A 24,558-nucleotide genomic window follows, 5' to 3' on the forward strand; every position below is an offset into this window, starting at 1 on the left:
ACCGCCGGGCGGCTCTTTTGGTTGGGTGCCGGGGCACTTTTCCCGGCGGGGCAGGGTTGAAAAAAGCTCGGCCGTACGGACCAATTCCGTTATCTTTGTCAGTTGGAATTCAGCCCGGACCGGCTGTTTTGCCTTCCCTCATCTTCTCTTCGTTACTGCCCCCCTCATGATCCGACTGGAGTACTTCACCCCTGCTGATTTCTCGCAACTTATTACCTGGGTGAAAGACGAACATCTGCTCATGAACTGGTCAGGGTCCATGTTCAGCTTCCCGCTCACCCCCGACAGCCTGGCCTGGTACATCGAGGATACGAACGACCTGCAAACTTCCGACGCCTTTATCTACAAAGCCGTGGACACCCAGACCGGGGCCACCGTGGGCCACATTTCCCTGGGCGGCCTGAGCCGCAAAAACAGCTCGGCCCGCATCAGCCGGGTGCTGGTCGGCGACACCCAGGCCCGGGGCCGCGGCATCGGGCAGGCCATGGTGACGCAGGTGCTCAAAATCGGCTTCGAGCAGCTGGGCCTGCACCGCATCGAGCTGGGCGTGTATTCCTTCAACGAGGCCGCCATCCGCTGCTACCAGAAAAGCGGCCTGCAGGTGGAAGGCACCTCCCGCGACATTCTCAAGTACGAAGGCGCCTACTGGAGCCTGGTGGAGATGAGCATGCTCCGGCCCGAGTGGCAGGCCCTGCACCCGCAGGCCGCCCAGATCAACGCCTAACCATTTAGTCTTTCACCGCCACCACCGAATACACCAGCGGCACCTTGTCGCTGAGCGGGCCGATGTGGTAGCTGCCGTCGGCGTTGGGCACGGTGTGGGCAAAGCAGTTGTAGGGCGAATACGGGTACTCGCCCAGGTGGGTGAGGCGCAGCTGTTGCCCGAGCAGGCTGCCCACAACCTCGCTCAGGCCGTGGTTCCAGGTCACGGACTGATGCTCAATGGCCGCGCTGGGTTTGGCGTAGGTGCCGGTTTCGGTTTCCACGATGGGGCCGGCGTTGAAGTAGCTGTACTGCAGGCGGGTGAAGTCGTTGTCGAACATCCAGACCACGGGGTGAAACTCGACCAGCACCAGCCGGCCGCCGGGGCGCAGATAGCGCCGCACCAGGGCCGCCCACGCCGTCAGGTCGGGCCACCAGTTCAGCACCCCGTAGCTCATAAACACCACGTCGAAGCCCGGCGCGGCGGGCAGGTGGTCCGCCAGCGCGTGCACGTCGCAGCAGATAAACTCGGCGGGCACGCCCAGCTCGGCACTCAGCCCGCGGGCCGCGGCAATGGCCACGTCGGACAGGTCGACGCCCGTGACGTGGGCGCCCCGGCGGGCCAACGACAGGCTGTCCTGCCCGAAGTGGCACTGCAAATGCAGAATCCGCTGCCCGGCCACCTCGCCCAGCAAGGCCAGTTCGATGCCGTTCAACGACGACCGGCCCGCCTTGAATGCCTCCACCGCGTAGAAATCGGAGGCTAAGTGCGGACCGGTACGGGCATTCCAAAGCGCCCGGTTCAGGTCGGTGTAGGACGGGGAAGTCATGGGCAAGCAAGAAACGGCGGGGCTAAAATCAGGCGGCGGGCAAAAACACTTCGGCCAGCATGCACCGGGCGCTGCCGCCCCCGATGGTTTCGATGGTCGGAATGGGCAGCGGCAGCAGCTCGGCGTAGCCGCTCAGGGTGTGGCGCTGGGCGGGCGTCAGCGCATCGTGGGCACTCTGCGACATCACCAGCAGCTCGATGCCGCCGGCAGTGGGCCGGAGCGTGAGCATGTTGCCGGCGAAGCGCGCCACCTGGGCCAGGGAAATGTCCACGATTTCGTGGCCGGTCGAGGTCAGCGCCTCCACCACCACGGCCCGCTCGGCCGGGTCGCGCAGGCTTTCCAGGCACACCACGGCAAAGCCGCTGCCCACGCACATCATCACGTTAGTGTGGTAGATGGCGTGGCCGCGGGCGTCGGTGGCGTGGAAGGCCACGGGGCGGTAGCCGAGGCGGGCGGCCACGTCGGCAAACAGGCCGGCATCGGTGCGGGCCGAGAGGCCGGCGTAGGCCAAGCGGTGCTCGTGGTCGAAGATGATGCTGCCCGTGCCTTCTAGAAACCGCTCCTGCCCTTCACTGCCCGACAAATCGATAACCTCCCGGATGGCAAACTGCTGCCCGAGCGCCGCCAGGATGTCGGGGCGCCGCTCGGGGCGGCGGTTGGGGGCGCACATAGGGTAGAGCAGCACGCGGCCGTCGGGGTGCAGGGTGAGCCAATTGTTGGGAAATACGGCGTCGGGCTTGGCGGGCGCGGGCGTGTCGTCGAAGATGAGCACCCGCACGCCCCGGGCCCGCAGCGTGGCGGCGGCGGCATCGAACTCGGCAAAGGCGCGGGCCTGCACGGCCGCCGCATCGAGGCCGGTGAGGGTTTGCTGAAAGTGGTTGGAAAGGGCCGTTTCCGCGTTGAAGGCGAAGTACGCAGGCCGCACCAGAAAAACCGTGGAGGCTGATTGCATGGCCAAAGTAACCGAATTGGCGCGAGAAGCACCGGCGGCCACGGCGGAGAAACCAGTTTTTTTCAACCAGCCAACAGTTGAGCCGTACGTAGAACTTTGCTCCCTACTCCTGCTTCATGTATCACTCCTTGCCCGCCCGGGAATTTCTTGATCTGAGCTACCGTGATGATGTCTGCTTCATCATCAACCGCATTCTGCGCCCCTTGGCTCCCACCGAGATTCAGGAGGCCTACGCCCTGATGCTGGACGCGGCCAACCACCACAGCTGCCAGCACTGGCTGATTGACTTGCGCCGCGACACCGAGTACCGCCCCGAGCTGCTGACCACCTTTTTCCCCCAGGCCGGCGACCGGCCCGGCATGGTCACGTATTTGGCTTACCTCGTTGCCCCGACCCTGCTCACGGAAATGGAAAACCAAGGCGATGTGCCCCTGCCCGCCCACTACGACAACCTGCCGTTTCGGGCCCAGCTGTTTGTGGATGAGCAGGCCGCCCAAGACTGGCTGACCGCCAACAACTAAGCCTCCCGCACCGGGCGCCCAGTTATCTTCCCGGCCTTCTACAGATACGACAACCACCAGTAGGTGTGCCGCTGCCGGAAGCCCTGGTACCAGCGGCAGGGCCAGTACAACGTCAGAATCACGCCCGCCCACACCACGTAGGCCCGCAGCAAACTGGGCACGTAGGCTGCCGGCCAGTCCTTGACCTCGGCAAAGGAAAAGTTGAACGGCCGACCAAACGCAATGGCGGTCCAGATGAAAGCGGAAGCGCTGATGAGCAGCAGGTGGAGCAGGTAGTAGAAAAACGGCACCTGCCCGAACGTGCGCAGCCACTGGCTCAGCCGACTGCGGGCGTTTTCCGTCGCGCTGAGCAGCAGCAGCGCCGTGCCCACGGTTAGGCACCCGAACAGCAGGGACGGTGGGTACTTGGTTACGTTCACAAACGAGAGCACCGAGTACAGCAGGCCCCGGGGCTGCACGCTCCAGGGCTGGGGGTCGCCGTACCAGTTGGTGGCCCGTAGCGCTACAAACAGCCCCAGCAGCCCGAGGCCGGTCAGGCGCAGGCGGCGCACCCGCTGGGGCAGCGGCAGCTTAAACCAAGGGCCGAGCAGGTAGCCGCCCAGCATCAGGCCCAGCCAGGGCCCGACCGAATACGCCACCAGCAGCGGCGGCAGGCCCGGCAGGGGCAGCAAAAACGGCCCGTGGTAGAGCAAGGCCCAGCCCCCATGGTCGGTGACAGGCTGGAAGTTCGGCAGCAGGTCGTGGCTGGCCACGATGACCACGGCCAGCGCCGCCAGCAGCCCCCGGGGCAGCCAGATCAGGCCCGCCAGCACCACCATGCTCCAGCCGATAACCCAGATTACCTGCAACAACAGCAGATTGTAGCCCCATTGCAGCATGAAGTTGATAACCCCCAGCTCCAGCAGCACCAGCCACAGGCCGCGGGTGAGCAGATACCGGCTCACGGCCCCGCGGCTCGGCTGCTTCTGGGCGTAGAGGAAAATGCTCACCCCGGACAGGAAGACGAAGGTCGGGGCGCAGAAGTGGGTGATCCAGCGGGTAAGAAACAGCGCCGCCGAGGCCTGGGTCACGTCTTCGGGCCGGATGCGGGTAGGGCTCCAGAACTCCCGGATGTGGTCCAGGGCCATGATGACCATCACCAGCCCGCGCACTACGTCGACGGATTGGACGCGGGCAGGGCGGGCAGCAACGGCGGGGGGTGAAACGGGCAGAGCGGAAGACATACGCGGCGGGCTGTTGGGGCCCGGAATGTAGTCCGATTTCGCCGAATGCCCTAGAGCTGCTTGGTCATCAGCAGGCCGCCGTAGGAGTAGCCGTTCACGTTCAGGCCCTGAATCGGGGTGAAGGAGTAGCCCGTGCGCCGGGCCGACTTGTGCAGCTGCGGAATCACGATGCCGGCCGTGGCGCCCACGGCGTAGCCCACGATGTTGTCGGAGAGAAAGTGCTTGCCGGCTTCGATGCGCGAATAGGCCACCACCGCCGGCACTACGGCCGCCGCCCCCCACACGAAAGGCTGGGCGGGCGAGTCGGGGTTGAAGTCGTGGAAAACCTTGGCCGCGAAGAACGTGGCCGTGGCCGTGTGCGCAGTATGGCCGGCAAAAAATGAGTTGGTGGCAATCTTGCTCGTGCGCTTGTTGCCGCCCTCCGTGCCATAGAGGTAGGGCCGGTAGCGGGTGATGTTGCCCACCGAGGTCGTGAACAGCGCATCCGTGACGAGCATCGTTTCCACGTACAGGGCCAGTACCTGCCCGTATTTGCCGCGCACGGCCGGGTCCAGGGCCAGCAGGCCCGGGGCCACCACCAGCGAGCCGTAGCAGGTCAGGTCACCGACCAGCTGGGCCCGGTCGCTGTAACGGCCCGCCGAAAACCGGTCGAACTTCGGAATGTCGTTCTTATTGAGCGCCGCCGCCTCGGCCGTGGTCAGGCCGTGCTTCTGCTGCACCCGGTACAGGCCGAAGCCGCTCACTGCCCCCAGCCCCAGAATGACGGGGCCATCGACGGCAAAGCGAGTCTGGTAAGGCGACGAGGCGGCCTTTTGGGCCGTAGCGACGGGGGCCGCCGAAGTCAGCAACGCGCCCGACAGCAAGAGGGAGGAGAGAAACTTCATGAACGAGGGAAAAGGGAGATGCCGCTGAAACGCGAAATCCGGGGCCAGGGTTAACCTCGTCCGTACCAGCCCCCTGCCCTATCCTTGGCCTACGAAAACAGGGCGCGGAAATTCTCCCAGTTCGACACCACCGAGTAGCGCCCCTCCACTGTCTGGCGGGCCGCCCGGCCCAGGCGGGTGCGCAGGGCGTTGTCGTCGAGCAGGCGGCGCAGGCTGGCTTCCCAGTCGGCGGGCGTGGTGCAGACGTAGCCATTCACGTCGTCGGTCACGACTTCCGTGTTCATGCCCACCGGCGAGACCAGGGCCGGAATGCCCAGGGCCATGTACTGCAGGGCTTTAAAAGCGCATTTACCCTTGGCCCAGGGGTCGTCTTCAAGGGGCATCAGGCCGATGTGGAAGCCGGCCAGGTCGGCAATTTCGGTGTCCTTGCGCCAGGGCTGAAACACCAAGGACCGCAGCGGCAGCTCGGGGGGCTGGTTGGAAATCACCCGGAACTCGAAGTCGTATTCCTGCTCCAGCTTGGCCAGCACCGGCACCACCTGCCCGATGTAGCGCAGCGTGGAGTGCGTGCCGGTCCAGCCGATAACCAGGCGGCCCGGTGCTTGCTGGTCGCGGACGCGGTTGTGTAGATTCACCGTGTCGATGGTCGTGGGATTGACCACGGCGTTGGGGTTGAATTGCCGGGCGTAGTCGCGCAGGTAGGCGTTGCCGCAGCTCACCTTGTAGGCCCAGCGGCAGATGCTGCCCACCTTGTGGTGCCACTTCACCCCGGCCACAATCTTGTTGGCCTCCGAGGTGTTGGGAATCCAGATGGCGTCGTCGAAGTCGTAGATAATTTTCTTGCCCAGCACCTTGGCAATCAACCACTCGAAGATGGGCGGCCCGATGGGCGAGGCTTCGCGGTGAATGAACACGTAGTCGTACTGGGGCACGGAAAACAGCAGGACAAAGCGGCGCAGGAAGCCGGCCAGGATGCCCAGGGCCTTCTGCACGGCGTGGCCGGGCTTGTAGAGAATGGCCCAGGTGTCGTCGGAGATGAACGGCGCCAGGTGCCAGGTGTGGCCCTCGGCCGTCAGCCGGTCGAGGTACTGCTCGAAGCGAAAACGTTGGGAAGGAGCTTTGCCGGCTGGATACGGCACGATAAAGAGAATACGCATGGCCACGGGAAGAGCCCGCAAAGGTACGACGGGAATGCGAAGCGCCTGTGCGGCCCCTAGTTTTTGCGCAGCGTGAAGGGCACCGGAGTCAGCATGCGCCCCAGCTTCTGAAAAAACGTGAGCTGCTCGGTGCTGGCATCCACGACGTAGGCCGGAAACTCGGTTGGGCTGGCAATGGGCTTGTAGACCCGGATGTAGTCCACGTCGAGGTGGGCCGACTCGGTGTACCAAGACCACATCTGCAGGGACAGAATCACGGCCGTGGGGCAGCGGTTGTACTTGCGCATGATGTCGGCGTCGTTGAAGGTGACAATCTTGTCGTCGTCGAAGAAAAACGAAATTTCAGTGGGCGTCCAGACGCAGGTGTAGGTGTGAAAGTCGTCGGCCAGGTCGCGGCTGCCGTGCTTTTCCACCCAGGTATTCTCACCCCGGTGGGGCTTGTAGGTATCGGCTTCGTCGTCGTAGCCGACCCCGAAAATCCGGCTGGTGTTGTACTCAAAGTCCCGCCCTTCATAGATGTTGACCTGCAGGCCCGTGGGCCAGGAGCCCGAGTGCGGAGGCTCGCCCCAGAGCCAGAAGGCGGGAAACGTGGGCTTCTTGTCTACCCGCATCCGGGCCTGAAAGATGCCGTACAGAAAGCCCCGCGACGAGCCGCCGGGGTTGTCATTGGGCGTGCAGGGCGTATCGAACACCGGGCCGGCCACCCCGCGCTTGGTCATCAGCAGTCCCGAGCGGAACTTGGCAATGCGGGGCGTGCGGGTGGAATCGGCATGGTCGGGATACACCGAGCGGTTGTTGTAGTCACTTTCGGTGGAGTCGATCCGAATGGCCTTCAGGCGCAGGTAGCGCACGGCGCCTTCCTGCCGCAGCTCGTAGTTGGCCCAGTTGTTTGTCGTCGGGTCGGGGTAATACTCGCCGCCGCCCGCGCTGGCATCCTCGGCGTCGCCGGTGAACTGCCACTTGTCGGATAGCTGCGAGGGGTGCGAAATGGTATCAAAGCTTTCCTCCAGCACCAGCTTATAGTCTTTCAGCAGCTCGCTCTGGGGCTTGAGCTTGTTTTGGGCGGCCGCCGGCCGGTACCCGCCCAGCAGCAGCAGAATCAGCGCCACCTGTACTTTCATACTTCACTCGTTACGTAACTGCGGCCACCAAACCGGCCGGCTTTAGGTGTACGGCCGCCGGCCTTCCACCGCCGGACCACGCTGCAAGATTAGCTATCCGCCGCTGGTTTTCCACCTGGGTCAACTTGCCAACGAGCCGGCCGCCGGTTTCGCGTGCGCCTTGGCTAGAGCCGGGCCCCGTCGTTTACCACGAACGACTTGAGCAGGTACAGCATTTCCTCATCGATGGCGGGCAGGTGGGCATCCAGGAAGCGGGAGCGGTACGGGTCAATGTAGCCGGTGAGGCGGGCAAAGTCGGGCCCCGACAGCGTCTGAAAGCCCATGGACCAGTCCTGGAAGATGCGGCTCTGAATCGGGCCGTCCGAGAGCGTCTCCACGTGGGTGTGGCGCGAATCGAGCTGGATGCGGCCGTAGATCAGCTGCACGGCTTCCCGAGGGCCTTCCAGCACCTGCAGAAAGCTGCCGTTGCCGTAGAGCAGCAGCCCGGTGATGTGCAGGCGCAGGTTGTTGGCGCGCGACTGCACCAGCAAAGCCTTCAGGTCGGCAAGCGTGGGCTGCCCCACGGCGCAGCTTTGGTAGACGATATGGTGCATGGCAGAATCGGAACGGCGCGCCGCCGGAAAAGCAGCCTGCCGGCCCGCGGCAACGACGGCAAGTGGCGCTTAAGAATCCTAAAATACCCACTCCGGTTTGCGAAGTCAAGCTAAACCATAGCGGCGGCGCAGGCCGGACTTTGCGCCCGGGCCACAACCTTCGCGCGGCCCGGCGGGTATTACCGCTCGGCAGCAGCGCCGGGGCGCTTCCAGTATCCTCGCTTTTTCCGGGGGCCTGCTGCCGCCCCACACGCCTGTTTTTCCTCCGCCTATGACTCCGGCTTCCGCAGCATCGCTTTCCGCCTCCCCTTCCCAGCCAGCCGCCGCGCCGGGCTTCATCGTGCTGGCCGGGGCTACCGGCGCCCTCGGGCTGCTGATTGCCCACCACCTGCGCCAGCGCGGGGCTTCCGTGCGCGCCCTGGTCCGGCCGGCGGCTCTGGCGTCGGCCGAAGCGGAGTCGCTGCGCCTGCAGGGAGTTGAAGTCGTGGCCGTGGATTACCAGCGCGCAGCCGACCTGACCCGGGTATGCCAGGGCGCCGCCTGCGTGGTGTCGGCCTTGTCGGGGCTGCGGGACGTGATTGTGGACGCCCAGTCAAGCCTGCTCGACGCGGCCGTGGCCGCCGGGGTGCCCCGCTTTATTCCCTCCGACTTCTCGGCCGACTTCACCCGCCTGCCCGAGGGCTCCAACCGCAATTTCGACCTGCGCCGGGAGTTTGCCCGCCGCCTCGATAAGGCTCCTATTCAGGCCACGTCCATTCTCAACGGCATGTTCACGGACCTGCTCACGGGGCAGGCGCCGGTGGTGCTGCAAGGGCCGCGGCGCATCCTGTACTGGGGCAGCCCCGACCAGCCCCTGGACTTCACCACGATGGTCAACACGGCCGAGTACACCGCCGCCGCCGCCCTCGACCCGAGCACGCCCCGCTACCTGCGCGTAGCCGGCGAGACAGCTACCATCCGGGACCTGCAAGCGGCGGCCCAACAGGCCACCGGCAAGCCCTTCAAGCTTTTCCGCGCCGGCGGCCTGGGGCTGCTGGCCACGATGATCAAGGTCACCAAGACGCTCATGCCGGCCCAAGACGAGGTGTTTCCGCCCTGGCAGGGCATGCAGTACCTGCACAACATGCTCAGCGGCCAGGCCAAGCTCGCCGAGCCCCTCGACAACGCCCGCTACCCCGACATCCGCTGGACGCCGGTGCGGGAGGTGCTGGCCGCCCAGCAGTAACCCTACGGGAAGCATCTGCCGCACCCCGCGCTACGCAGCCCGGGCAGCGCCGAGTAGCAGAAGTGCCGCCTGGTTTTTATGTTTAGCGCATGAAAAACGGTACTCTCCTCCCGGCCCTGCTACTCGCCGGCCTGCTGGCGCTTTCCCCCGGCGCCTTTGCCCAATCCAAGGCCAAGCCTCCCGTGAAAGCCCCGGCTCCCGCGGCGGCCGTTGCCTGGCGGGGGCGGCTGGTGTACGCGCACAGCGGGGACGTCAATCAGTACGAGTTTGCCACCAAGGCCGACCGGCTGCTGCTGCAAAAGGGGCTCGAGCCCTTTGCCGCGGCCGACGGCGACATCTACTACCTCAACGACGCGTTTCCGAAGGGCAAGTACCTGATCCGCAAAAGCAACCCCAGCGCCACGCAGTTTCGCAACGTGCTGGACATGTCGAGCGAAAACCCCGACTACAAGCAGGCCCTGGAAGACTACAGCGTGATTCGCGGCACGGGCATTTCCGCCATTCTCAGCAGCCTGCACGATCCGCGCGTGTCGCCCGACGGCAAGTACCTGGCCGTGACGGTGCTGGGCTACCAGGGGCAGGCCTTCCCTACCAACTGCGTGGCCGTCTTCGACCGGGCCACGGGCAAGCTGGTCAAGCAGTTCGACAACAAGTACTACGGCACCTGGCTGCCCGACGGCCGCCTGCTGATGAGCGGGACTTACAAAGTGGGCAGCACCGACGGCGGCCTGTACACTTCCCCCCAACCCGGCATCTTTCTCACCGAGGCGGACCTGACCGCGCCCCGGCGCATCGACCCCGAACTCGACGACCCGGCGCCCTACCACGCTACGCCCAGCCCCGACGGCCGGCGCGTGGCCTTTATTCTCAACAACCACCTCTGGGTGATGAACCTGGATGGCAGCGGCCTGCAGCAGCTCACGGCCGTTGACCGCGACAACATCGAAACCTACCCCAGCTGGTCGCCCGACGGCAAGTACGTGGCCTGCTGGACCTACAAGACCTTCGAGAAAAGCTACTTCACCGCCATTGCCGTGGTGCCCGCCGCGGCCCCGGCGCCCGTGGCCCTCACGGATCAGGCGCCCGTCTGGCCCCGCGACCCCAAGGGCTTCCGGATCAGCGGGGGCGCGGGGCAGTTTTCGTGGCGGTAGCAAAGGCTGCATGCTGACGGCGTACGCCGGGAAGAGACCCGGCCCGGTCAAACGGAAAAGCGCCGTACGGATTTCTCGGGCGGCGCTTTCCAGGTTGGTAAGTTAAGCCGGCCGAAACCAGCGCTGGTACGCCGGGGCCACCAGGCGCTGCCACTCGGGATGGCGCTTGAGGTAGCTGGTCACGAACGGGCACAGCGGAATCAGCAGGCGCTGCCGCCGCTCCACCTCGGCCAGCACCTTTTCTACCAGGGCCGAGCCCACCCCCTGCCCTTCCAGCTGGGCCGGCACCTCGGTGTGAAACAAGGCCAGGCCCTCCTCCCTATCGCCGTACTCCATGTAGGCGGTGCTGTGATTGACGGTCAGCTCGAAGCGGTGGCCGCCGGCATTATCGACGAGGGGCAGATCCTGGAGTTCGGGTTTCATAGGCGGACGGGGGTAGTTAGCGGCTAAAAGTAGGGCGGCTGGGCCAGTCTGCCGCTCCCGCCGAAGAAAAACAAACAGCGCCGCCCCGGATAACCGGAGCGGCGCTGTTTGTTTGGAGCCGGAAGCTACCAGCGGGCGGCCTACTTCAGCTTGATGCCCTGGTCGGCCATGGCCTGCTCGGTCTTGGCGTGGTTGGCCTTGAACTCGGCGTGCTGGGCCTCGGTGCGCTCGGTGCCGAGGCTGGCCAGGTGCTTGCGCAGCTTGTCGGCGGGCATGTCGGCGCCGTAGGAAGGCGTGCCGGGCTGCTGCCGCCACGACTCGTGCAGGGTGCCGTCGTCCACGGCGTCGAAGCCGAGCTCGTCTACCAGCTGCATGACTTTCTGCTTGGCGGCGGCATCATCACTCGCCACGGGCAGGCTGATGCGGCCGGGGGTGCCGGCGGGCACGCCCTTGTTCTGGAGGTGGTCGGCGTAGATGTTGTTGAACACCTTCACCACCGGCCGGCCCAGGTGCTGCTGCACCCACTCGCTTTCGGTGAGGCTGCCGGTTTCCAGCTCCGCAATCTTACCGTCGCGCAGCATGGGGTAGTAGTTGCTGGTGTCGATGATGGGCGTCTCGCGGGGCACGCCGGCCAGCAGATCCTTGGGCAGGTCGGGAATGTTCTTGAGCGGGATGGTCACCACAATGAGGTCGGTGCCGTGCTGGGCGGCTTCCTCGGCCGTTACGGCTTTGGCGCCCGTCTTCTGCTCCACGTCTTTGAGGGTTTCGGGCCCGCGGGAGTTGGCAATGTAAACCTGGTGGCCGAGGTGGGTGAGCCGTACGGCGAGGGCGCTGCCGATGTGGCCGGCGCCGATGATTCCGATGTTCATGGGTTGTGTGGTTTGGGTTGGGCGCCGGCGAGGTGCCGACGTAGGGAGGATAAACAGCGGAAGCGGGCGTTTTGCTTTTTTGGCAGGCGACAAAAGCATGCCCACCTCCCGCAAAAAGCATCTCTACGCACTGCGCCTCCCCTTTTTACGTCATGCTGAGCGGAGTCGAAGCATCTCTCCCGCTTCGTTGGGTTACAATTGTTATCCTGAGCAGAGCGAAGGACCTTCTGCCAGTTGAACGCTCATCGTTGCTGCGACTCATGCAACGGGATAAGGCCCTTCGCACGCTCAGGATGACAGCTACTTTGGCAACGTCAGCCCGCGAGATTCCCCGGCAAGCTCGGGCTGACGTTCTGGGTTTCGAAATGCCGCGTTGATGGCGAGGCAGTCAGGAATAGGCGGGGCCTCACACGCAAGTGCCCGGCCTCCGCAGATGGGAAGCCGGGCACGGCAGGTTGCAAGAGGATAGGCAAACGAAGAATAGCGGGCGACGCGGGCGGCAGCGGCTTAATTCAGGGAAGGCTTGGGCGCGGGCACCACAGGCTTGGCGGCCCCCGCGGGCTGGTGCTGGTTGAAGTACTTGCGGTCGAAGTAGGTCAGGGCTTCGGCGGGGTGCTCGTCGAAAAGCAGGCCCAGCTGGCGGGCGTTGCGGGAGAGCTGGCGGGTGAGCAGGTCCCGCTCGGCGTGGGAGCCCACCCGGGCGTCGGCCTGCTGCTTTTTCTGGCCGCTCTGGGTGGTGAGGGCCGCCAGCAGCGCGTCGCGGTGCTGGGCGTAGGTCTGTTTGAACTCGGCCTCGAACTTGCTGCCCAGCTCCGTGAGAGCCGTATCGAAGCGCTCCAGCAGGCCCGGCCAGGCGGTATGAGCAGCCCGGTAGTACTCGTCGGCCCCGCCGGGATAAAAGCGCAGGCGCTGGGCTTTGTCGCGGAGCTTGTAGTCGATGTAGTCACGGCCTTCGCCGGCCAGCCACTGCACGAGGTTGTCTTTGGCCGCCCCCAGCGTGAGGGTGGCGCTCTTGCCGGCGCTCCGGGCCGTGCCCGCCTGACTACGCTGTCCGAAGTAGGCTTCGTAACGTGCCTCGGTGGCCGAAATCAGGGCCGCAAACCGATCCTGGCCGTTGCCCTGGCGCAGCCGCTCCAGATGGTCGCGGGTGCCCGCCTCCAGCTCCTCAAAGCTGATAACGTCGTCGGCGAACCAGTCGCCAAAAATCTTGTCAAATGATAACATAAAATGGTAGTTAGGTGAAAGTTAAACCTTGTTCTAGCTACCATTTTTATTCTATATATCCTACCGAGAAACTTCAACTTGCCCGCCACAACTCTTTTTGGCCACCGGATTTTTCTCGAAGGCTTCCCAATAACTCTTTTTACCCTTCCTACCTTTTTCGGAACCCTCCCAAGAGTTCTTTTTTATACCCCTAAGTTTATCGGAGGTATAACAAGAGTTCTGGTGGGTCAACCAAGAAACGTAGGGGCATAGAAAAGAAGTCTTTGGGGCCACCCGAAGTTTTTCGGTGGGCTAACCAGAGTTTTTGTAGGGGCCGATGTTTTCGAAAAAATAGTGCGGTTAACTTACCCCGCTCGTCCTGCTAGCGCGCGTCTCTGACGCGTGCTCCCCGGTTTCGCGTCTGCGACGCGTCCGTGTGTGCCAATAGCCCGGTAGATTTGCGTCAGAGACGCGAGACCGGTGGGCACGCGTCGCAGACGCGCGCCAGCAGCGCGCCAACAGTGGACCAGCGCGCTAGTATTGCTGGCAATAAATAGCAGGCCGCTAGTCCAGAAATTCAATCGGGAGTAACCCAGCCTGGCCGGCGTAATTGGCGGCCGAACTGTAGAGATAGTGCTCCGGTGCAGCCACCGTCAGGTCGGCAACGGGATTATGGTGGATGTATTCAAGTTTTTGCCGGGCAAAGGCCGGGGTGAGCAGCTGCACAGCGTGGCTGCCATCCTGCCACAGCTTGTAGTCCTGTACGCGCCGGGTGCGGGCGGCATGAAAAGCAAAGCGGTGGAGCAGCCACTCGCGGCGGCTTTCGGGCTCGTACTGAATACGGTGCAGCAGCTTCCGGTTGGTGTGCTTTTTAAAGTCGCGCAGAAAGGCCGAGAGACTATGGCCCGCCGCGGCCCCGGCAATCAGGTGCAGGTGGCTGGGCATCAAACACCACGCGTAGAGCACTAACCCTTTCTGCTGCTGGCAATAGCGCAGACTGTCGACAATGACGGTTTTGTAGCTACCCCGCGTAAATAAGTCGACCCAGTCTACCACCGTCATGGTCAGAAAGTAAATGCCCTCCGGGTCGTGAGGGCGGTATTTGTCAGACATAAGCACAGAATAAATAAAGAATATATAAGCAGCTGGCGCGCGTCAGCGACGCGTGCCCACCGGTTTCGCGTCTCTGACGCGCCCGCCTGCGCAAGATGAACAGATGGCGTGGCTGATTCGCGTCGCAGACGCGGTACCGGGGAGCACGCGTCAGAGACGCGCGCTAGCGGGGCGCGTTGATTAGCATGAAATTGATATATTTAGGCTGGATCTTCATCATCAGCAACCACGTCATATTTTCAACTGATGCGGTAAGACTGCCAATTATGGCGCCGGTTGCGCTGAAAGGAAAAGCGCCGCCCAGGTTTCGCTGAGCGGCGCTTTTCCTTTTGTCTCTGACGCGGCAGTGGAGGAGCAAGATTCTTATTTTTATCAGTCACGAGCTACATGCTCGCGCTAGGTGGAACCAGATCAAAAATATCTACGGCTAGCATTTACAATATCAAATTCGTAAGGATTTTCCTGATTATAGACAATGGTTACTCTTACCCTTCTGGGTAGCGTGAAAAGGCTTCCCCAATCCAGTATTCTGCCTCTATTGTTTGTCCATCTCGAGTCACGAATCGAACGACTGGTTGCACAGTAGTAATCTGCCCCCAATTAGTCTTGTTACTTACCACTACACCTTGCACACGTACTCCATGTGCTTGGATATTATCATAGCGGTGTTTGGCTCCTATATAAAGAAGAGCCAATATTCCAGCTATTCCAACTAAAACGAATAAGGCGAAAATATCGAAAGAGTCTAGCACAAAGCTCGTGTCTTGATAATGCGCCTATTTGTTACCCGGAATCTTCACCCCGCGCTCCTCAGCCACTTGCTGGGCCAGCTCATACCCCGCATCCGCATGTCGGAAGACGCCCATGCCGGGGTCGGTGGTGAGCACGCGGCGCAGACGCTCGGCCTTTTCGGGGGTGCCGGTGGCCACTATCACCATGCCGGAGTGCGTGCTGTTGCCGATGCCCACGCCGCCGCCGTTGTGCAGGCTCACCCAGTCGGCCCCGGAGGCCGTGTTGGCCAGGGCGTTGAGCAGGGGCCAGTCGGCCACGGCGTCGGAGCCGTCCTTCATGCCTTCGGTTTCACGGTTGGGCGAGGCTACCGAGCCGCAGTCGAGGTGGTCGCGGCCGATAACGATGGGGGCCGATACTTCGCCCCGGGCCACCAGGTCGTTGATGACCAGGCCGAACTTTTCCCGCTCCCCGTAGCCCAGCCAGCACACCCGGGCGGGCAGGCCGATGAAGGGCACCTTGGCCTGGGCCTTTTCGATCCAGCGGGCCAGCATCTTGTTGTCGGGGAAGGTTTCGAGCAGGGCCCGGTCGATGCGCAGAATATCGGCCGGGTCGCCACTGAGGGCGGCCCAGCGGAAGGGGCCCTTGCCCTCGCAGAACAGGGGGCGGATGTAGCCGGGCACGAAGCCGGGGTAGAGGAACTGGCCGTTTTCGTCGCGCACCTTGAGGCCGCCTTTTTCGGCCTGCCCGCGCAGGTTGTTGCCGTAGTCGAGGGCCACGGCCCCGCCGGCCTGCATGTCGATGATGGCCTGGCAGTGCTTCACGATGGAAGCCAGGGCCTGGCGCTTGAACTCCTCGGGGTTGGTTTTGCGCAGCTCCAGCACCTGGTCGATGTCGCCCTCGGGAATGTAGTCCATCAGGTCGTGGGCGGAGGTCTGGTCGGTGACCACGTCGGCCTTGAAGCCGCGGGCCAGCAGCTCGGGTAGCACGGTGGCGGCGTTGCCGGTCAGGCCGATGCTCCAGCCTTTGCGCTCAGCTTTGTATTGCTGCATCAGCTCCAGGGCGTGGTTTAGGTCGCGGGCCTGCTCGTCCACGTAGCCTTCGCGCACCTTCTGCTGCACCCGGGCGTCGATGGGCTCGATGACCAGGCACACGCCGTCGTTCATGCTCACGGCCAGCGGCTGAGCCCCCGACATGCCGCCCAGGCCGGCCGTCACGGTGACGGTGCCGGCCAGGGTGCCGCCGAAATGCTTGTCGGCCACGGCGGCCAGGGTTTCGTAGGTGCCCTGCAAAATGCCCTGGGTGGCAATGTAAATCCAGGAGCCGGCCGTCATCTGCCCGTACATCATCAACCCCAGCTTATCCAGCTCATCAAAGTATTCCTGGGTGCTCCAGGCGGGCACGATGTTGCTATTCGCAATGAGCACCCGGGGCGCGTGAGCCCAGGTGCGCAGCACGCCCACGGCCTTGCCCGACTGCACCAGCAGGGTTTCATCGGCTTCCAGCTCCTTCAGGCTCTTGACGATGGTCTGGTACTCCTTCCAGTTGCGGGCCGCGCGGCCGGCGCCCCCGTACACAATCAGCTCGTCGTAGACTAGGCTCACGGCCGGGTCGAGGTTGTTTTCCAGCATGCGCAGGGCCGCTTCGGCTTCCCAGGTTTTGCAGCGCAGGGTGGTGCCGTGCTGGGCCTTCACGGTTTCGGCGGGCTTGTACTCGTAGTACATGGGCCGGGTCGTGGACTGGGCGGGCGCGGAGTTGGAAGTGGCTTCGAGGTTGAGTTCGGGCGTGTCGAGGGCGGAGTGCGACATGAGGAAAAAGGCGGATTGGGTGGACTGGGTGGGAATAATTGGGCTGGAAGATAGGAGTTTTCCCGCTCCACCCCACTACCGCGGGCCCAGCCGGGGCCCGGGCTGGCCGCACCCGGGCTGCTCCGGCCGCGGCCAGCCCGGGGCGCCAGCGGCCGGCGTTGAAATTTCAGCTTTCCAATCCGCATTAGCCGTACACGGAAAGCGGCCGGGTTTGTCCCGGCTGACGGCCCTTCTTTGTTCCCACGTTCTTTTCACCGACCAACCCCATGAAAAAGCTTCTTTTCCTCGCCCTGGCCGCGGCCTCCTTCTCCCTGGCCGCCTGCGAACCGGGCGGCAGCAAGCTCGAAGGCACCAGCGACGGCAGCGTCCACGACGGCACCGTGGACGCCGGCATCCGCCGCCAGGATACGGCCAGCACCATGCCCAACGGCAGCGGCGGCATGGCCATGGACACCACCGTAGCCAAATAGTCGTTACCGGCTCCGCCAGCTCGGTTGCGCCAGGGCCCTTCCTGCGGGAAGGGCTTTTTTTGCGCCCGGCGGTTGGGAATTATGACTTGGCGGCCGGACCAGCCTGCCTCGTATCGAACCGCAGCAGAACCGTAAAAGTGGAGAAATCCGCACCCCGCCCGGGAAATTATGCGTACTGACTGGCTCCAACTACTGCACGAAAGCCATGAAACAAGTTGCCAAGGGCGTCCACCAGCTCACGATTCAGCGGTTCGTTAATCTATACTTCGTCGAAACCGGCCGCTCCGGGGAGTGGGTGCTGGTTGATACCGGACTGCCGGGCTCAGAAAAAGCCATTATTGCCGCCGCCGACGAGCTGTTTTACCCCGGCACCCACCCCGAGGCCATCATCCTGACCCACGGCCACATGGACCACTCGGGCTCGGTGCAGGCCCTGGCCGAGCACTGGAAAGTGCCGGTGCTGGCCCACCCGCTGGAAATGCCGTTTCTGACCGCCAAGGCCGTGTATCCGCCCGCCGACCCGACCGTGGACGGGGGCGGCAGCCTGGCGTTCGTGGCCCGGTTTTTCCCGCCCCAGTCGTTTCAGCTCTCCGACTTCGTGCAGGCCCTGCCCGCTGATTCCGAAGATGAGGTGCCCTACCTGCCCGAGTGGCGCTGGCTGCACACACCCGGCCACGCCCCGGGGCAGCTGGCCTTGTTCCGGGAGTCGGACCGCACCCTGCTCGGCGGCGACGCTTTTGCTACGGCCAACCACGAGTCGGTGCCGTCCCTGTTGCTCCAGCGGCCGGCCATCAGCGTGGCCGGGGCCCCGTTTAACTACGATTGGGAACAAGTGCGCAGCTCGGTGCAGAAGCTGGCGGCCCTGGAGCCGGCCGCCATCGGCTGCGGGCACGGCCCGGCCGTAGCAGGTCCCGAATTCACTCAACAGCTTCACCACTTAGCCAACAACTTCCCCATGCCCAAGCACGGTCGTTACGTTTCTCAGCCCGCCCACCTCGATGGCACGGGCGTTGTGTCGGTACCGCCAGCGGCCAAAGATTCGCTGCCGGGCAAGCTGGCCATTGCCGCCGCGGGCGTGGCGGCCCTGGTGGGGGTGGCCCTGCTGGTTAAGAAGCAGAAAAAGCATCAGCAAAACCGCTACCCGCGGCCCAAGCCCGAGCGGGCCCGCAACCCGCGCACCGGCAAAATCCCGGAGTAGCCAAGTGGTTTTGCGGGCCTAAAGCTGGGTTACTTTCACGCTGCCCTTCACGGTGACGGCCTTTACCAGGGCCCCGCCCTGGCCCAGCGTGGCCACTACTTGCTGCTGCAGGGTCGGCGACTTGCTCACGGGCAGCTTGCCGGCACTGACCGAGCCCACGGTGGTGGCGGCGTAGAGGCGGGCGGAGTAGTTCTTGGGCAAATCCCAGGTGATGCTGCCGTTGGTAGTTTGCACGTCGAGCCCCTCCCCGACCCATTTGGGCCCGGCCAGCTTGATGCGCACGCCGCCGTTGATGGTGCGCCCGCGCAGGCTGCCGCCCACGTTGGTCAGGGAAATAGCGCCGTTGGCGGCCTCAAACGTGACGTCGCCTAATAGGTCGCTCAGGTTGATACCGCCGTTGAGCGTGCGCAGGGTCAGGGCCATGCGGCGGGGCACAAATACCTCGTAGCTCACGGCCCAGCCCAGCTCGCCCTCGGCCGTGCTTTCGGCGCGCAGGGTGTAGTCCTGGGCCCGGATGGTAATGCTTTTGCCCAGCTGGCGCGCTTCTTCCTCACTTTTGCCCCAGGCCAGAATTTTGGCCCGCACCCGCACCTCGTTGCCGTCCCAGCCCTTCACGGTGATGCCGCCGTTGGCCCGGCCGTCGATGGTGATGCCCTGACCGGTGGGCGCGGGCAGGATTTTGTCCCGGGTTTCGCAGTAGCGCTTACTGCTGCTGCTGGTGAAGGTACCGTCGCCGCAGGTGGTGGTAAACACCGGGGCCGACTGGGCCCGGGCGCCGGTGGCCAGCCCGCTCAGCAGCAGAACAAAAAGCGAAACTCTCATGAAGCGCGGTGGGGAACGGGGGTGGAAGCTGGGCTTAGAAGGGAGAACAACGCAGAAAAGTTGCCCGCCGAGGTCCGGGCCGCCAAAAAAGCCAGCCGCTGCCCGGACTATGTTCCGCGCCGCGGCTGGCATTGCCGTTTTTGGGGGGCAACTTTGCCGTTAGCGCTGACGCACGCTAATGCCGCCGTTGGTGGTCACGGCCTTGATAGTAGCGCCACCCTGGCCCAGTGTGGTCATGATTTCCTTGCGCATCATGCCCGACTTGGTTACCGGCAGCCCACCCGCGGTAATGCCGCCCATGGAGGTGCTGGTCACGAACTTGGCCGAGTAGTCCTTGGGCAGGCTCCAGCTGATGCCGCCGTTGGTGGTTTGTACGTCGAGGCCCTCGCCCTGCCACGTGGGGCCGGTGAGCCGGATGCTGACGCCGCCGTTGGTGGTTTGGCCCTTCACCTGCCCGGCCACGTTGGCCAGGGAAATTCCCCCGTTCTGGGTGGTAAAGGTAATGGCCGACTCCAGGTTGCTCAGGCTGATGCCGCCGTGTTTGGTTTGCAGGACCAGGGCCGTTTTGCGGGGCACAAATACCTCGTAGCTCACGGCCCAACCCTGGATGGCGCCCTGGGCGGCGGAGCTGGTGGCGTGCAGGGTGTTGGCAGCGGTGCTGATGGTGATGCCTTTGGCAAGCTGGGTTGCCTCAGCGTCGGTTTTGGCCCAGGTCACTACTTTGGCCCGCACCCGCACGTCGGAGCCGTCCCAGCCCTGCACCGAGATGCCGCCGTTGTCCTGCCCGTCGATGGTCAGGGTCTGGGGGCCGGGGCTGGGCAGGGTCAGGTCCCGGGTTTCGCAGTAGCGCATGCTGGAGCCCTTGGAGGCACCCCGCTCGTCGCAGGTGGTGGCGAAGGAGGGCGCGTTTTGGGCTACGCCGACGTAGGAGGCAGCGCTGAGCAGCAGGATGGAGGCCAGCTTTTTCATGGGTTGAGGAAAAGATAGTGGAGGTTGGTTTGGGCTATAGATGCCAGGCGCGGACCCGACGTTGCCTCAAACAACGAAATATTTCGTAGATAATTTTGCGCGCCTTCGCCACAGCCCATAACCCACTGTTTTATTACCCCTTACCAGCTGACCACCGGCGTCAGGCTTACCCTTTGGCTACCCCGGTTAAAAAGGCGGTGATGATGGTGGCGGCCAGGCGGGCCGTCTGGTTGTCGCGGTCGAAAACCGGATTGAGTTCCACTACTTCAAACAGGCGCACCGGGGCTTTCTGTCCGGCCAGAAACGCGGCTTCGGTGGCCTGGCGGGGCGTAAATCCGTCGGCGCTGGGGGCCGATACGGCGGGCGCGAAGGCCTCGGCGCACCCGTCGATGTCGAAGCTCACGAAGGCTGGGCCGGCGGCCGTGGCCCGCTGCAAGGCCCGGAGCTGGTAGAGGGCTATGCCGTCCTGCTGCACGTGGGCCAGGGGCACGATGGTGGCCTGCTGCTGGTGCAGGAAGTCAATATCTTCTTTGGTGTTGAGGTTGGAGTGCAGCCCGATTTCGGTGAAACGGCTCCCGGTCAGGATTCCTTCGCGCAGGAGCTTGCCAAAGGGCGTGCCGCTGCTGATCAAGTCGGGCTTGTGCTTCACGTCGGCGTGGGCGTCGAGGTTGATACCGCCCACGGGCTGCCCGCCGGTAGCGTCGAAGAGGCCCCGCACGGTGCTGTAGGTGCCGTCGTGGCTGCCGCCGAGCACCACCACCCGCGGGTACTGGCTTAGCAGCTCGCCCAGGCGGCGGCGGATGGTGGCGTGGTTCTGGGCGTGGTCGGGGTGGCGCAGGTCGAGGTTGCCGGCGTCGGCGATGCGCAGGGCGTCGAGGCTCACATCGTGCTCCAGGTTGTAGGTTTTGTGGTAGCGGCGCAGCTCCCGGCGGATGGCGTCGGGGGCGTGCTGGGCGCCGGCCCGGCCGCCTTCGAGCACGGTGCCGAAGTCGAGGGGCAGGCCCACGAGGCAGACGTCGGCTTCGGGCAGCTCGGTGGCGGGGCGGATAAGGTCACGCAGAAAGGTTGGCATGGCACGAATGTAGGGGGAACCGGACATTCCCCGTAACGTGCCGCCGCCCGCTCCGGTGCCATTGCGTACCTTTCGCCATGCTCTACCGCTTTCTCTTTCTGCTTTTGCTGGCGGCCCCCGCCCGGGCCCAGCAGCCTCAGCAGCCTCAGTCGGCCAAAGCCGGCCGCATTGCCACGCCGGCCGCTTCCTTTTTTGCCAGCTACACCTACCTGAGCTACGCCATTGTGGACCGCCAGACCAAGGCCGCCCCGATTCAGGCCCGGGGCGTGGGCGGCACCCTCACCCTGCACCCCGACGGTACCTTCCAGAAACGCCTGACGTTGCAGGGCAACGGCGGCATCATGCACTTCGATCAGGACGGGACGTTCACCTTCAGCGGGCAGCAGATTACGTTTTCCTACCGGGACAGCAAAGGCCAGCCCCGCACCGACCAGGGCACGTTTCGCCTGCAGTCGGGTGTGGGTCTGCTCACGCTTACGCTCAACGGCTTTCCGGTTGGCAACCAGGGCATCTACACGCTGCGGGCCCAGTAGGCCCCGGCCGGATCTGGCGGAATCGGGTTAGCTTGCCGCTATGCAAAACTCCTCTCCCGCCCTGCTGATTACGGGCGTCTCGACCGGCGTGGGCCTGGCCGCCGCCCGGGCTTTTCTGAGCCGCGGCTACCGCGTGTTTGGCAGCGTGCGCACTGCCGCCGACGCGGACCGGCTCCGGGCCGAACTGGGCCCGCACTTTGAGCCCCTGCTTTTCGACGTGACCGACGCCGACGCCATTGCCCGGGCCGTAACCGAAGTAGAAACGCAACTGGCCGGCGCCCCGCTGCGGGGGTTGATTAACAACGCCGGCGTGGCCTTCGGCGGCCCCCTGCAGCATCAGCCCATCGAGGTGGTGCGCCAGCATTTCGAGGTCAACGTGCTGGGGCTGGTGCAGGTCACGCAGGCGTTTCTGCCTTTGCTGGGCGCCCAAGCCGATTTTCGGGGCCAGCCGGGGCGGGTGCTGAACATCGGCTCGGTGAGCGGGCAGGTGGCCACGCCGTTTATGGGTGCCTACGTGGGTACCAAGCACGCCCTGGAAGGCCTTACCGCGTCGTGGCGGCGGGAGTTGCAGCTGTTTGGGGTGCCGATGGTGCTCATTGGGCTGGGCGTCACCAAAACGCCCATCTGGGACAAGGGCATCAACCTGGAGCCCTACCGCGCCACGCCCTACCTGGGGCCGGCCGAGCGGTTTGCCAAGGTCGTCAACCGCACCCGGGAAAGCGGGCTCAGTCCCGAGTACGTCGCCGGGCGGCTGGTGCAGATCATGGAAACTCCGCGCCCCAAGGTGCGCTACACCATCGTGCCCGACTACACCCGCAACCTGCTCACGTGGCTGCTGCCGGCCCGCGCCCTCGACCGGCTCATAGCCCGGGGCCTGGGGCTGCGGCCGGCCAAGTAGCGCAGTGCGTTGCGCCCGGCCGGGCTTTCTGCTAACTTGCAGCCCCTTTCCGGGCCCCCACCCGCCCGCAACACTCACTATTTCACAATCTCACAAGTTCACCATAAATGGGAAGAGCATTTGAATTCCGCAAGGGCCGCAAAATGAAGCGTTGGGACAAGATGTCCAAGGACTTCACCCGCATCGGCCGCGAAATCGTGATGGCCGTGAAGGAAAGCGGTGCCAACCCCGACACCAACTCCCGCCTGCGCACGGCCATGCAGAACGCCAAGGGCGTAAACATGCCCAAGGACCGCGTGGAGGCCGCCATCAAGCGCGCCAGCAGCAAGGAAGAAAAAGACTACCAGGAAGTGGTGTACGAGGGCTACGCACCCCACGGCGTGGCCGTCGTGATTGAAACGGCCACCGACAACCCCACCCGCACCGTAGCCAACGTGCGCATGTACTTCAACCGCGGCAACGGCGCCCTGGGCACGGCCGGCTCCTCCGACTACACTTTCACCCGCAAGGGCGTGTTCCGCCTCGCCGCCGAAGGCCTCGACCTCGACGAGCTGGAGTTGGAGCTCATCGACGCCGGCGCCGAGGACGTGTACGCCGACCAGGAAGAAGACGAGCACGGCGCGGTGAAAGACTTCATCGTGGTCGAAACCGCCTTCACCGACTTCGGGCAGATGCAGAAAGCGCTGGAAGAAAAAGGCCTGAACGTGGTGTCGGCCAACCTGCAGCGCGTGCCCAACACCACCGTCAGCCTGGAAGGCGAGCAGCTGGATGAGGTGATGGCGCTGATTGAGAAGTTTGAGGAAGACGACGACGTGCAGGCCGTGTACCACACGCTCGGCTAGCCCACGGATTCAAACTGAAATGCCCAAACGCGGGCCGCTCCGATCAGGGCGGCCCGCATTGTTTTACGGCCAGGCAACGTCCGGGGCGCTTTCGGCTTCTTGCCAGTGATACCTCTCCTCAATTTACCGCTATGAAAACTATTCTGCTGCTGGCCCTGCTCCTGCTTTCCGCCCTCGTTGCCCCGGCCCAGCACGCCGGCCTGGCGGCCCTGCTCCAGCAGCAGCGCGTGCCGGGAATGCAGTTGATTCACACGAAAGGCGGCAAAACCACCGCGTACTCCGTGGGCCAGCGCCGGGCCGGACAGGCGGCGCCCGTCACGGCCGGCACCATCTTTCAGGCGGCTTCTTTGGGCAAGGTAGTGCTGGCCTACGCCGCTCTGCGCCTCGTGGATCAGGGCCGCCTCGACCTGGACCAGCCGCTGCTCACCTACGGACCTTATCCCCGCCTGAACGGGGAACCCCGCGCGGCCCGCATCACCGCCCGCATGGTGCTGGGCCACACCACCGGCCTGCCCAACTGGGCCGACAACCCGCTGGGGCCCACCTGGAAAACCTCGGTTTTGCGCCTGAAATTCGCCCCCGACAGCTGCTGGAGCTACTCTGGCGAAGGCTACGCCTTTTTGCAGAAAACGCTGGAGCACATCACCGGCGAGTCGTGGGAGGTGCTGGCCCGGCAGCAGGTGTTTGGACCGCTGAAAATGACCAATAGCAGCTTTGTGTGGCAGCCGCGCTTCGCCGCCAATGCCGCCACCGGCCACGACAAAGCCGGTAAGCCCACCGAAATCCGGCAGTTTCAGGAGGCCAACGCCGGTTTCAGCCTGCTCACTACCGCCGCCGACTACCGCCGCTTCGTGCAAGCCCTGGCCACGGGCACCGGCCTGACGCCCGCCACGGCCCGGCTGCTCACCACCGCCGCCAACGCGGCCAACCGTTGCGGCCACGCCCCCACGCCCACCGACGCCCGGATTGCCTGGGCCTGCGGCGTGGGGTTGGTGAACACCTCCCGCGGCCCGGCCCTCTGGCACTGGGGCGACAACGACGACTGCCAGAACTTTTTTCTCACCTTTCCCGCCACCGGCGAAAGCCTCGTCTTCTTCACCAACGGCGCCAATGGCCTGCGCCTCACCGATGAGCTGCTGCGGCGCTTTGTGGGCCCCGGCGAGTACTACACCCAACAGTGGCTCAACGAGAAATAAAGGAGCAGCCGGGCCGCTTCCAGCTACCTTCGCTCCGCTCCCGCTTATTTCCTG

At 64.4% G+C, this 24,558-nt stretch carries 25 protein-coding genes; 10 read left to right on the forward strand and 15 right to left on the reverse strand.

Annotation, left to right across the window (positions count from 1 at the left end; all coding sequences use genetic code 11):
* The first annotated feature begins 166 nt into the window (after window positions 1–166).
* Window positions 167–724, forward strand: a complete 558-nt coding sequence (locus tag EWM57_RS03840; protein WP_129919811.1) for a GNAT family N-acetyltransferase — start codon at window positions 167–169, stop codon at window positions 722–724.
* 4 nt (window positions 725–728) lie between these two features.
* Here the strand turns inward: EWM57_RS03840 and EWM57_RS03845 are convergent, their stop codons facing one another.
* The gene (locus tag EWM57_RS03845; RefSeq protein ID WP_129919812.1) at window positions 729–1,532 is read right to left on the reverse strand and encodes a class I SAM-dependent methyltransferase; all 804 of its coding nucleotides are present in this window, start codon (window positions 1,530–1,532) and stop codon (window positions 729–731) included.
* Between the two features lie 28 nt (window positions 1,533–1,560).
* Window positions 1,561–2,484 (reverse strand): citrulline utilization hydrolase CtlX, encoded by a 924-nt coding sequence (ctlX, locus tag EWM57_RS03850; protein ID WP_129919813.1) that lies wholly within the window; start codon window positions 2,482–2,484, stop codon window positions 1,561–1,563.
* A gap of 116 nt (window positions 2,485–2,600) precedes the next feature.
* Here ctlX and EWM57_RS03855 point away from each other — a divergent pair, with 116 nt between their 5' ends.
* Window positions 2,601–3,005, forward strand: a complete 405-nt coding sequence (locus tag EWM57_RS03855; RefSeq protein ID WP_129919814.1) for a hypothetical protein — start codon at window positions 2,601–2,603, stop codon at window positions 3,003–3,005.
* Between the two features lie 38 nt (window positions 3,006–3,043).
* Here EWM57_RS03855 and EWM57_RS03860 read toward each other — a convergent pair whose 3' ends face one another.
* The 5 genes from EWM57_RS03860 to EWM57_RS03880 all read right to left on the reverse strand — a co-directional run bounded on the left by EWM57_RS03860 (window position 3,044) and on the right by EWM57_RS03880 (window position 7,983).
* Window positions 3,044–4,228, reverse strand: coding sequence for a DUF1624 domain-containing protein (locus EWM57_RS03860; protein ID WP_129919815.1), 1,185 nt, complete (start codon window positions 4,226–4,228; stop codon window positions 3,044–3,046).
* A gap of 50 nt (window positions 4,229–4,278) precedes the next feature.
* Window positions 4,279–5,112, reverse strand: coding sequence for a phosphatase PAP2 family protein (locus tag EWM57_RS03865; RefSeq protein ID WP_129919816.1), 834 nt, complete (start codon window positions 5,110–5,112; stop codon window positions 4,279–4,281).
* An 89-nt stretch (window positions 5,113–5,201) separates the two neighbouring features.
* Window positions 5,202–6,269 carry a glycosyltransferase gene (locus tag EWM57_RS03870; RefSeq protein WP_129919817.1) on the reverse strand — a complete coding sequence of 356 codons (1,068 nt, stop codon included), beginning with the start codon at window positions 6,267–6,269 and terminating at the stop codon, window positions 5,202–5,204.
* A 56-nt stretch (window positions 6,270–6,325) separates the two neighbouring features.
* The gene (locus EWM57_RS03875) at window positions 6,326–7,390 is read right to left on the reverse strand and encodes a glycoside hydrolase family 16 protein (RefSeq protein ID WP_129919818.1); all 1,065 of its coding nucleotides are present in this window, start codon (window positions 7,388–7,390) and stop codon (window positions 6,326–6,328) included.
* 164 nt (window positions 7,391–7,554) lie between these two features.
* The gene (locus tag EWM57_RS03880) at window positions 7,555–7,983 is read right to left on the reverse strand and encodes a BLUF domain-containing protein (protein WP_129919819.1); all 429 of its coding nucleotides are present in this window, start codon (window positions 7,981–7,983) and stop codon (window positions 7,555–7,557) included.
* Between the two features lie 271 nt (window positions 7,984–8,254).
* On the opposite strand from EWM57_RS03880, the gene EWM57_RS03885 reads away from it, so the two are divergent.
* Window positions 8,255–9,208, forward strand: a complete 954-nt coding sequence (locus EWM57_RS03885; protein ID WP_129919820.1) for an NmrA family NAD(P)-binding protein — start codon at window positions 8,255–8,257, stop codon at window positions 9,206–9,208.
* Window positions 9,209–9,297: 89 nt separating this feature from the next.
* Window positions 9,298–10,359 (forward strand): TolB family protein, encoded by a 1,062-nt coding sequence (locus EWM57_RS03890; protein WP_129919821.1) that lies wholly within the window; start codon window positions 9,298–9,300, stop codon window positions 10,357–10,359.
* Between the two features lie 102 nt (window positions 10,360–10,461).
* Here EWM57_RS03890 and EWM57_RS03895 read toward each other — a convergent pair whose 3' ends face one another.
* The 5 genes from EWM57_RS03895 to hutU all read right to left on the reverse strand — a co-directional run bounded on the left by EWM57_RS03895 (window position 10,462) and on the right by hutU (window position 16,504).
* Entirely contained in the window at window positions 10,462–10,782 is a 321-nt protein-coding gene (locus tag EWM57_RS03895) for a GNAT family N-acetyltransferase (RefSeq protein ID WP_129919822.1), read from the reverse strand.
* Window positions 10,783–10,922: 140 nt separating this feature from the next.
* The gene (locus EWM57_RS03900; protein ID WP_129919823.1) at window positions 10,923–11,750 is read right to left on the reverse strand and encodes an NADPH-dependent F420 reductase; all 828 of its coding nucleotides are present in this window, start codon (window positions 11,748–11,750) and stop codon (window positions 10,923–10,925) included.
* 408 nt (window positions 11,751–12,158) lie between these two features.
* A complete protein-coding gene (locus tag EWM57_RS03905; RefSeq protein WP_129919824.1) occupies window positions 12,159–12,875 on the reverse strand; it encodes a hypothetical protein in 717 nt (238 codons plus the stop codon).
* A gap of 543 nt (window positions 12,876–13,418) precedes the next feature.
* Entirely contained in the window at window positions 13,419–13,967 is a 549-nt protein-coding gene (locus tag EWM57_RS03910) for an REP-associated tyrosine transposase (RefSeq protein WP_129919825.1), read from the reverse strand.
* Window positions 13,968–14,743: 776 nt separating this feature from the next.
* Window positions 14,744–16,504 (reverse strand): urocanate hydratase, encoded by a 1,761-nt coding sequence (hutU, locus tag EWM57_RS03915; protein WP_129919826.1) that lies wholly within the window; start codon window positions 16,502–16,504, stop codon window positions 14,744–14,746.
* Between the two features lie 266 nt (window positions 16,505–16,770).
* On the opposite strand from hutU, the gene EWM57_RS03920 reads away from it, so the two are divergent.
* Both EWM57_RS03920 and EWM57_RS03925 read left to right on the forward strand, forming a co-directional pair.
* Window positions 16,771–16,974, forward strand: coding sequence for a hypothetical protein (locus EWM57_RS03920; RefSeq protein ID WP_129919827.1), 204 nt, complete (start codon window positions 16,771–16,773; stop codon window positions 16,972–16,974).
* A 205-nt stretch (window positions 16,975–17,179) separates the two neighbouring features.
* On the forward strand, window positions 17,180–18,172 hold the full coding sequence (locus tag EWM57_RS03925) for an MBL fold metallo-hydrolase (RefSeq protein ID WP_129919828.1): 993 nt from the start codon (window positions 17,180–17,182) through the stop codon (window positions 18,170–18,172).
* Window positions 18,173–18,190: 18 nt separating this feature from the next.
* Here the strand turns inward: EWM57_RS03925 and EWM57_RS03930 are convergent, their stop codons facing one another.
* The 3 genes from EWM57_RS03930 to EWM57_RS03940 form a co-directional block, all read right to left on the reverse strand.
* Window positions 18,191–18,994, reverse strand: a complete 804-nt coding sequence (locus EWM57_RS03930; protein ID WP_129919829.1) for a DUF4097 family beta strand repeat-containing protein — start codon at window positions 18,992–18,994, stop codon at window positions 18,191–18,193.
* Between the two features lie 159 nt (window positions 18,995–19,153).
* Window positions 19,154–19,963 carry a DUF4097 family beta strand repeat-containing protein gene (locus EWM57_RS03935; RefSeq protein ID WP_129919830.1) on the reverse strand — a complete coding sequence of 270 codons (810 nt, stop codon included), beginning with the start codon at window positions 19,961–19,963 and terminating at the stop codon, window positions 19,154–19,156.
* 166 nt (window positions 19,964–20,129) lie between these two features.
* Complete coding sequence (locus EWM57_RS03940) at window positions 20,130–21,035, reverse strand: arginase family protein (protein ID WP_165370406.1); 906 nt, start codon at window positions 21,033–21,035, stop codon at window positions 20,130–20,132.
* A gap of 77 nt (window positions 21,036–21,112) precedes the next feature.
* On the opposite strand from EWM57_RS03940, the gene EWM57_RS03945 reads away from it, so the two are divergent.
* The 4 genes from EWM57_RS03945 to EWM57_RS03960 all read left to right on the forward strand — a co-directional run bounded on the left by EWM57_RS03945 (window position 21,113) and on the right by EWM57_RS03960 (window position 24,504).
* Complete coding sequence (locus tag EWM57_RS03945; RefSeq protein ID WP_129919832.1) at window positions 21,113–21,568, forward strand: hypothetical protein; 456 nt, start codon at window positions 21,113–21,115, stop codon at window positions 21,566–21,568.
* A gap of 40 nt (window positions 21,569–21,608) precedes the next feature.
* Complete coding sequence (locus tag EWM57_RS03950) at window positions 21,609–22,466, forward strand: SDR family NAD(P)-dependent oxidoreductase (protein WP_129919833.1); 858 nt, start codon at window positions 21,609–21,611, stop codon at window positions 22,464–22,466.
* A gap of 107 nt (window positions 22,467–22,573) precedes the next feature.
* Entirely contained in the window at window positions 22,574–23,308 is a 735-nt protein-coding gene (locus tag EWM57_RS03955; RefSeq protein WP_129919834.1) for a YebC/PmpR family DNA-binding transcriptional regulator, read from the forward strand.
* 131 nt (window positions 23,309–23,439) lie between these two features.
* Window positions 23,440–24,504: a serine hydrolase domain-containing protein gene (locus EWM57_RS03960; protein WP_129919835.1), complete on the forward strand. Its 1,065-nt coding sequence runs from the start codon at window positions 23,440–23,442 to the stop codon at window positions 24,502–24,504.
* Window positions 24,505–24,558: the final 54 nt, after the last annotated feature.

It is taken from the genome of Hymenobacter persicinus (assembly GCF_004167665.1).
Classification (GTDB): Bacteria; Bacteroidota; Bacteroidia; order Cytophagales; family Hymenobacteraceae; genus Hymenobacter; species Hymenobacter persicinus.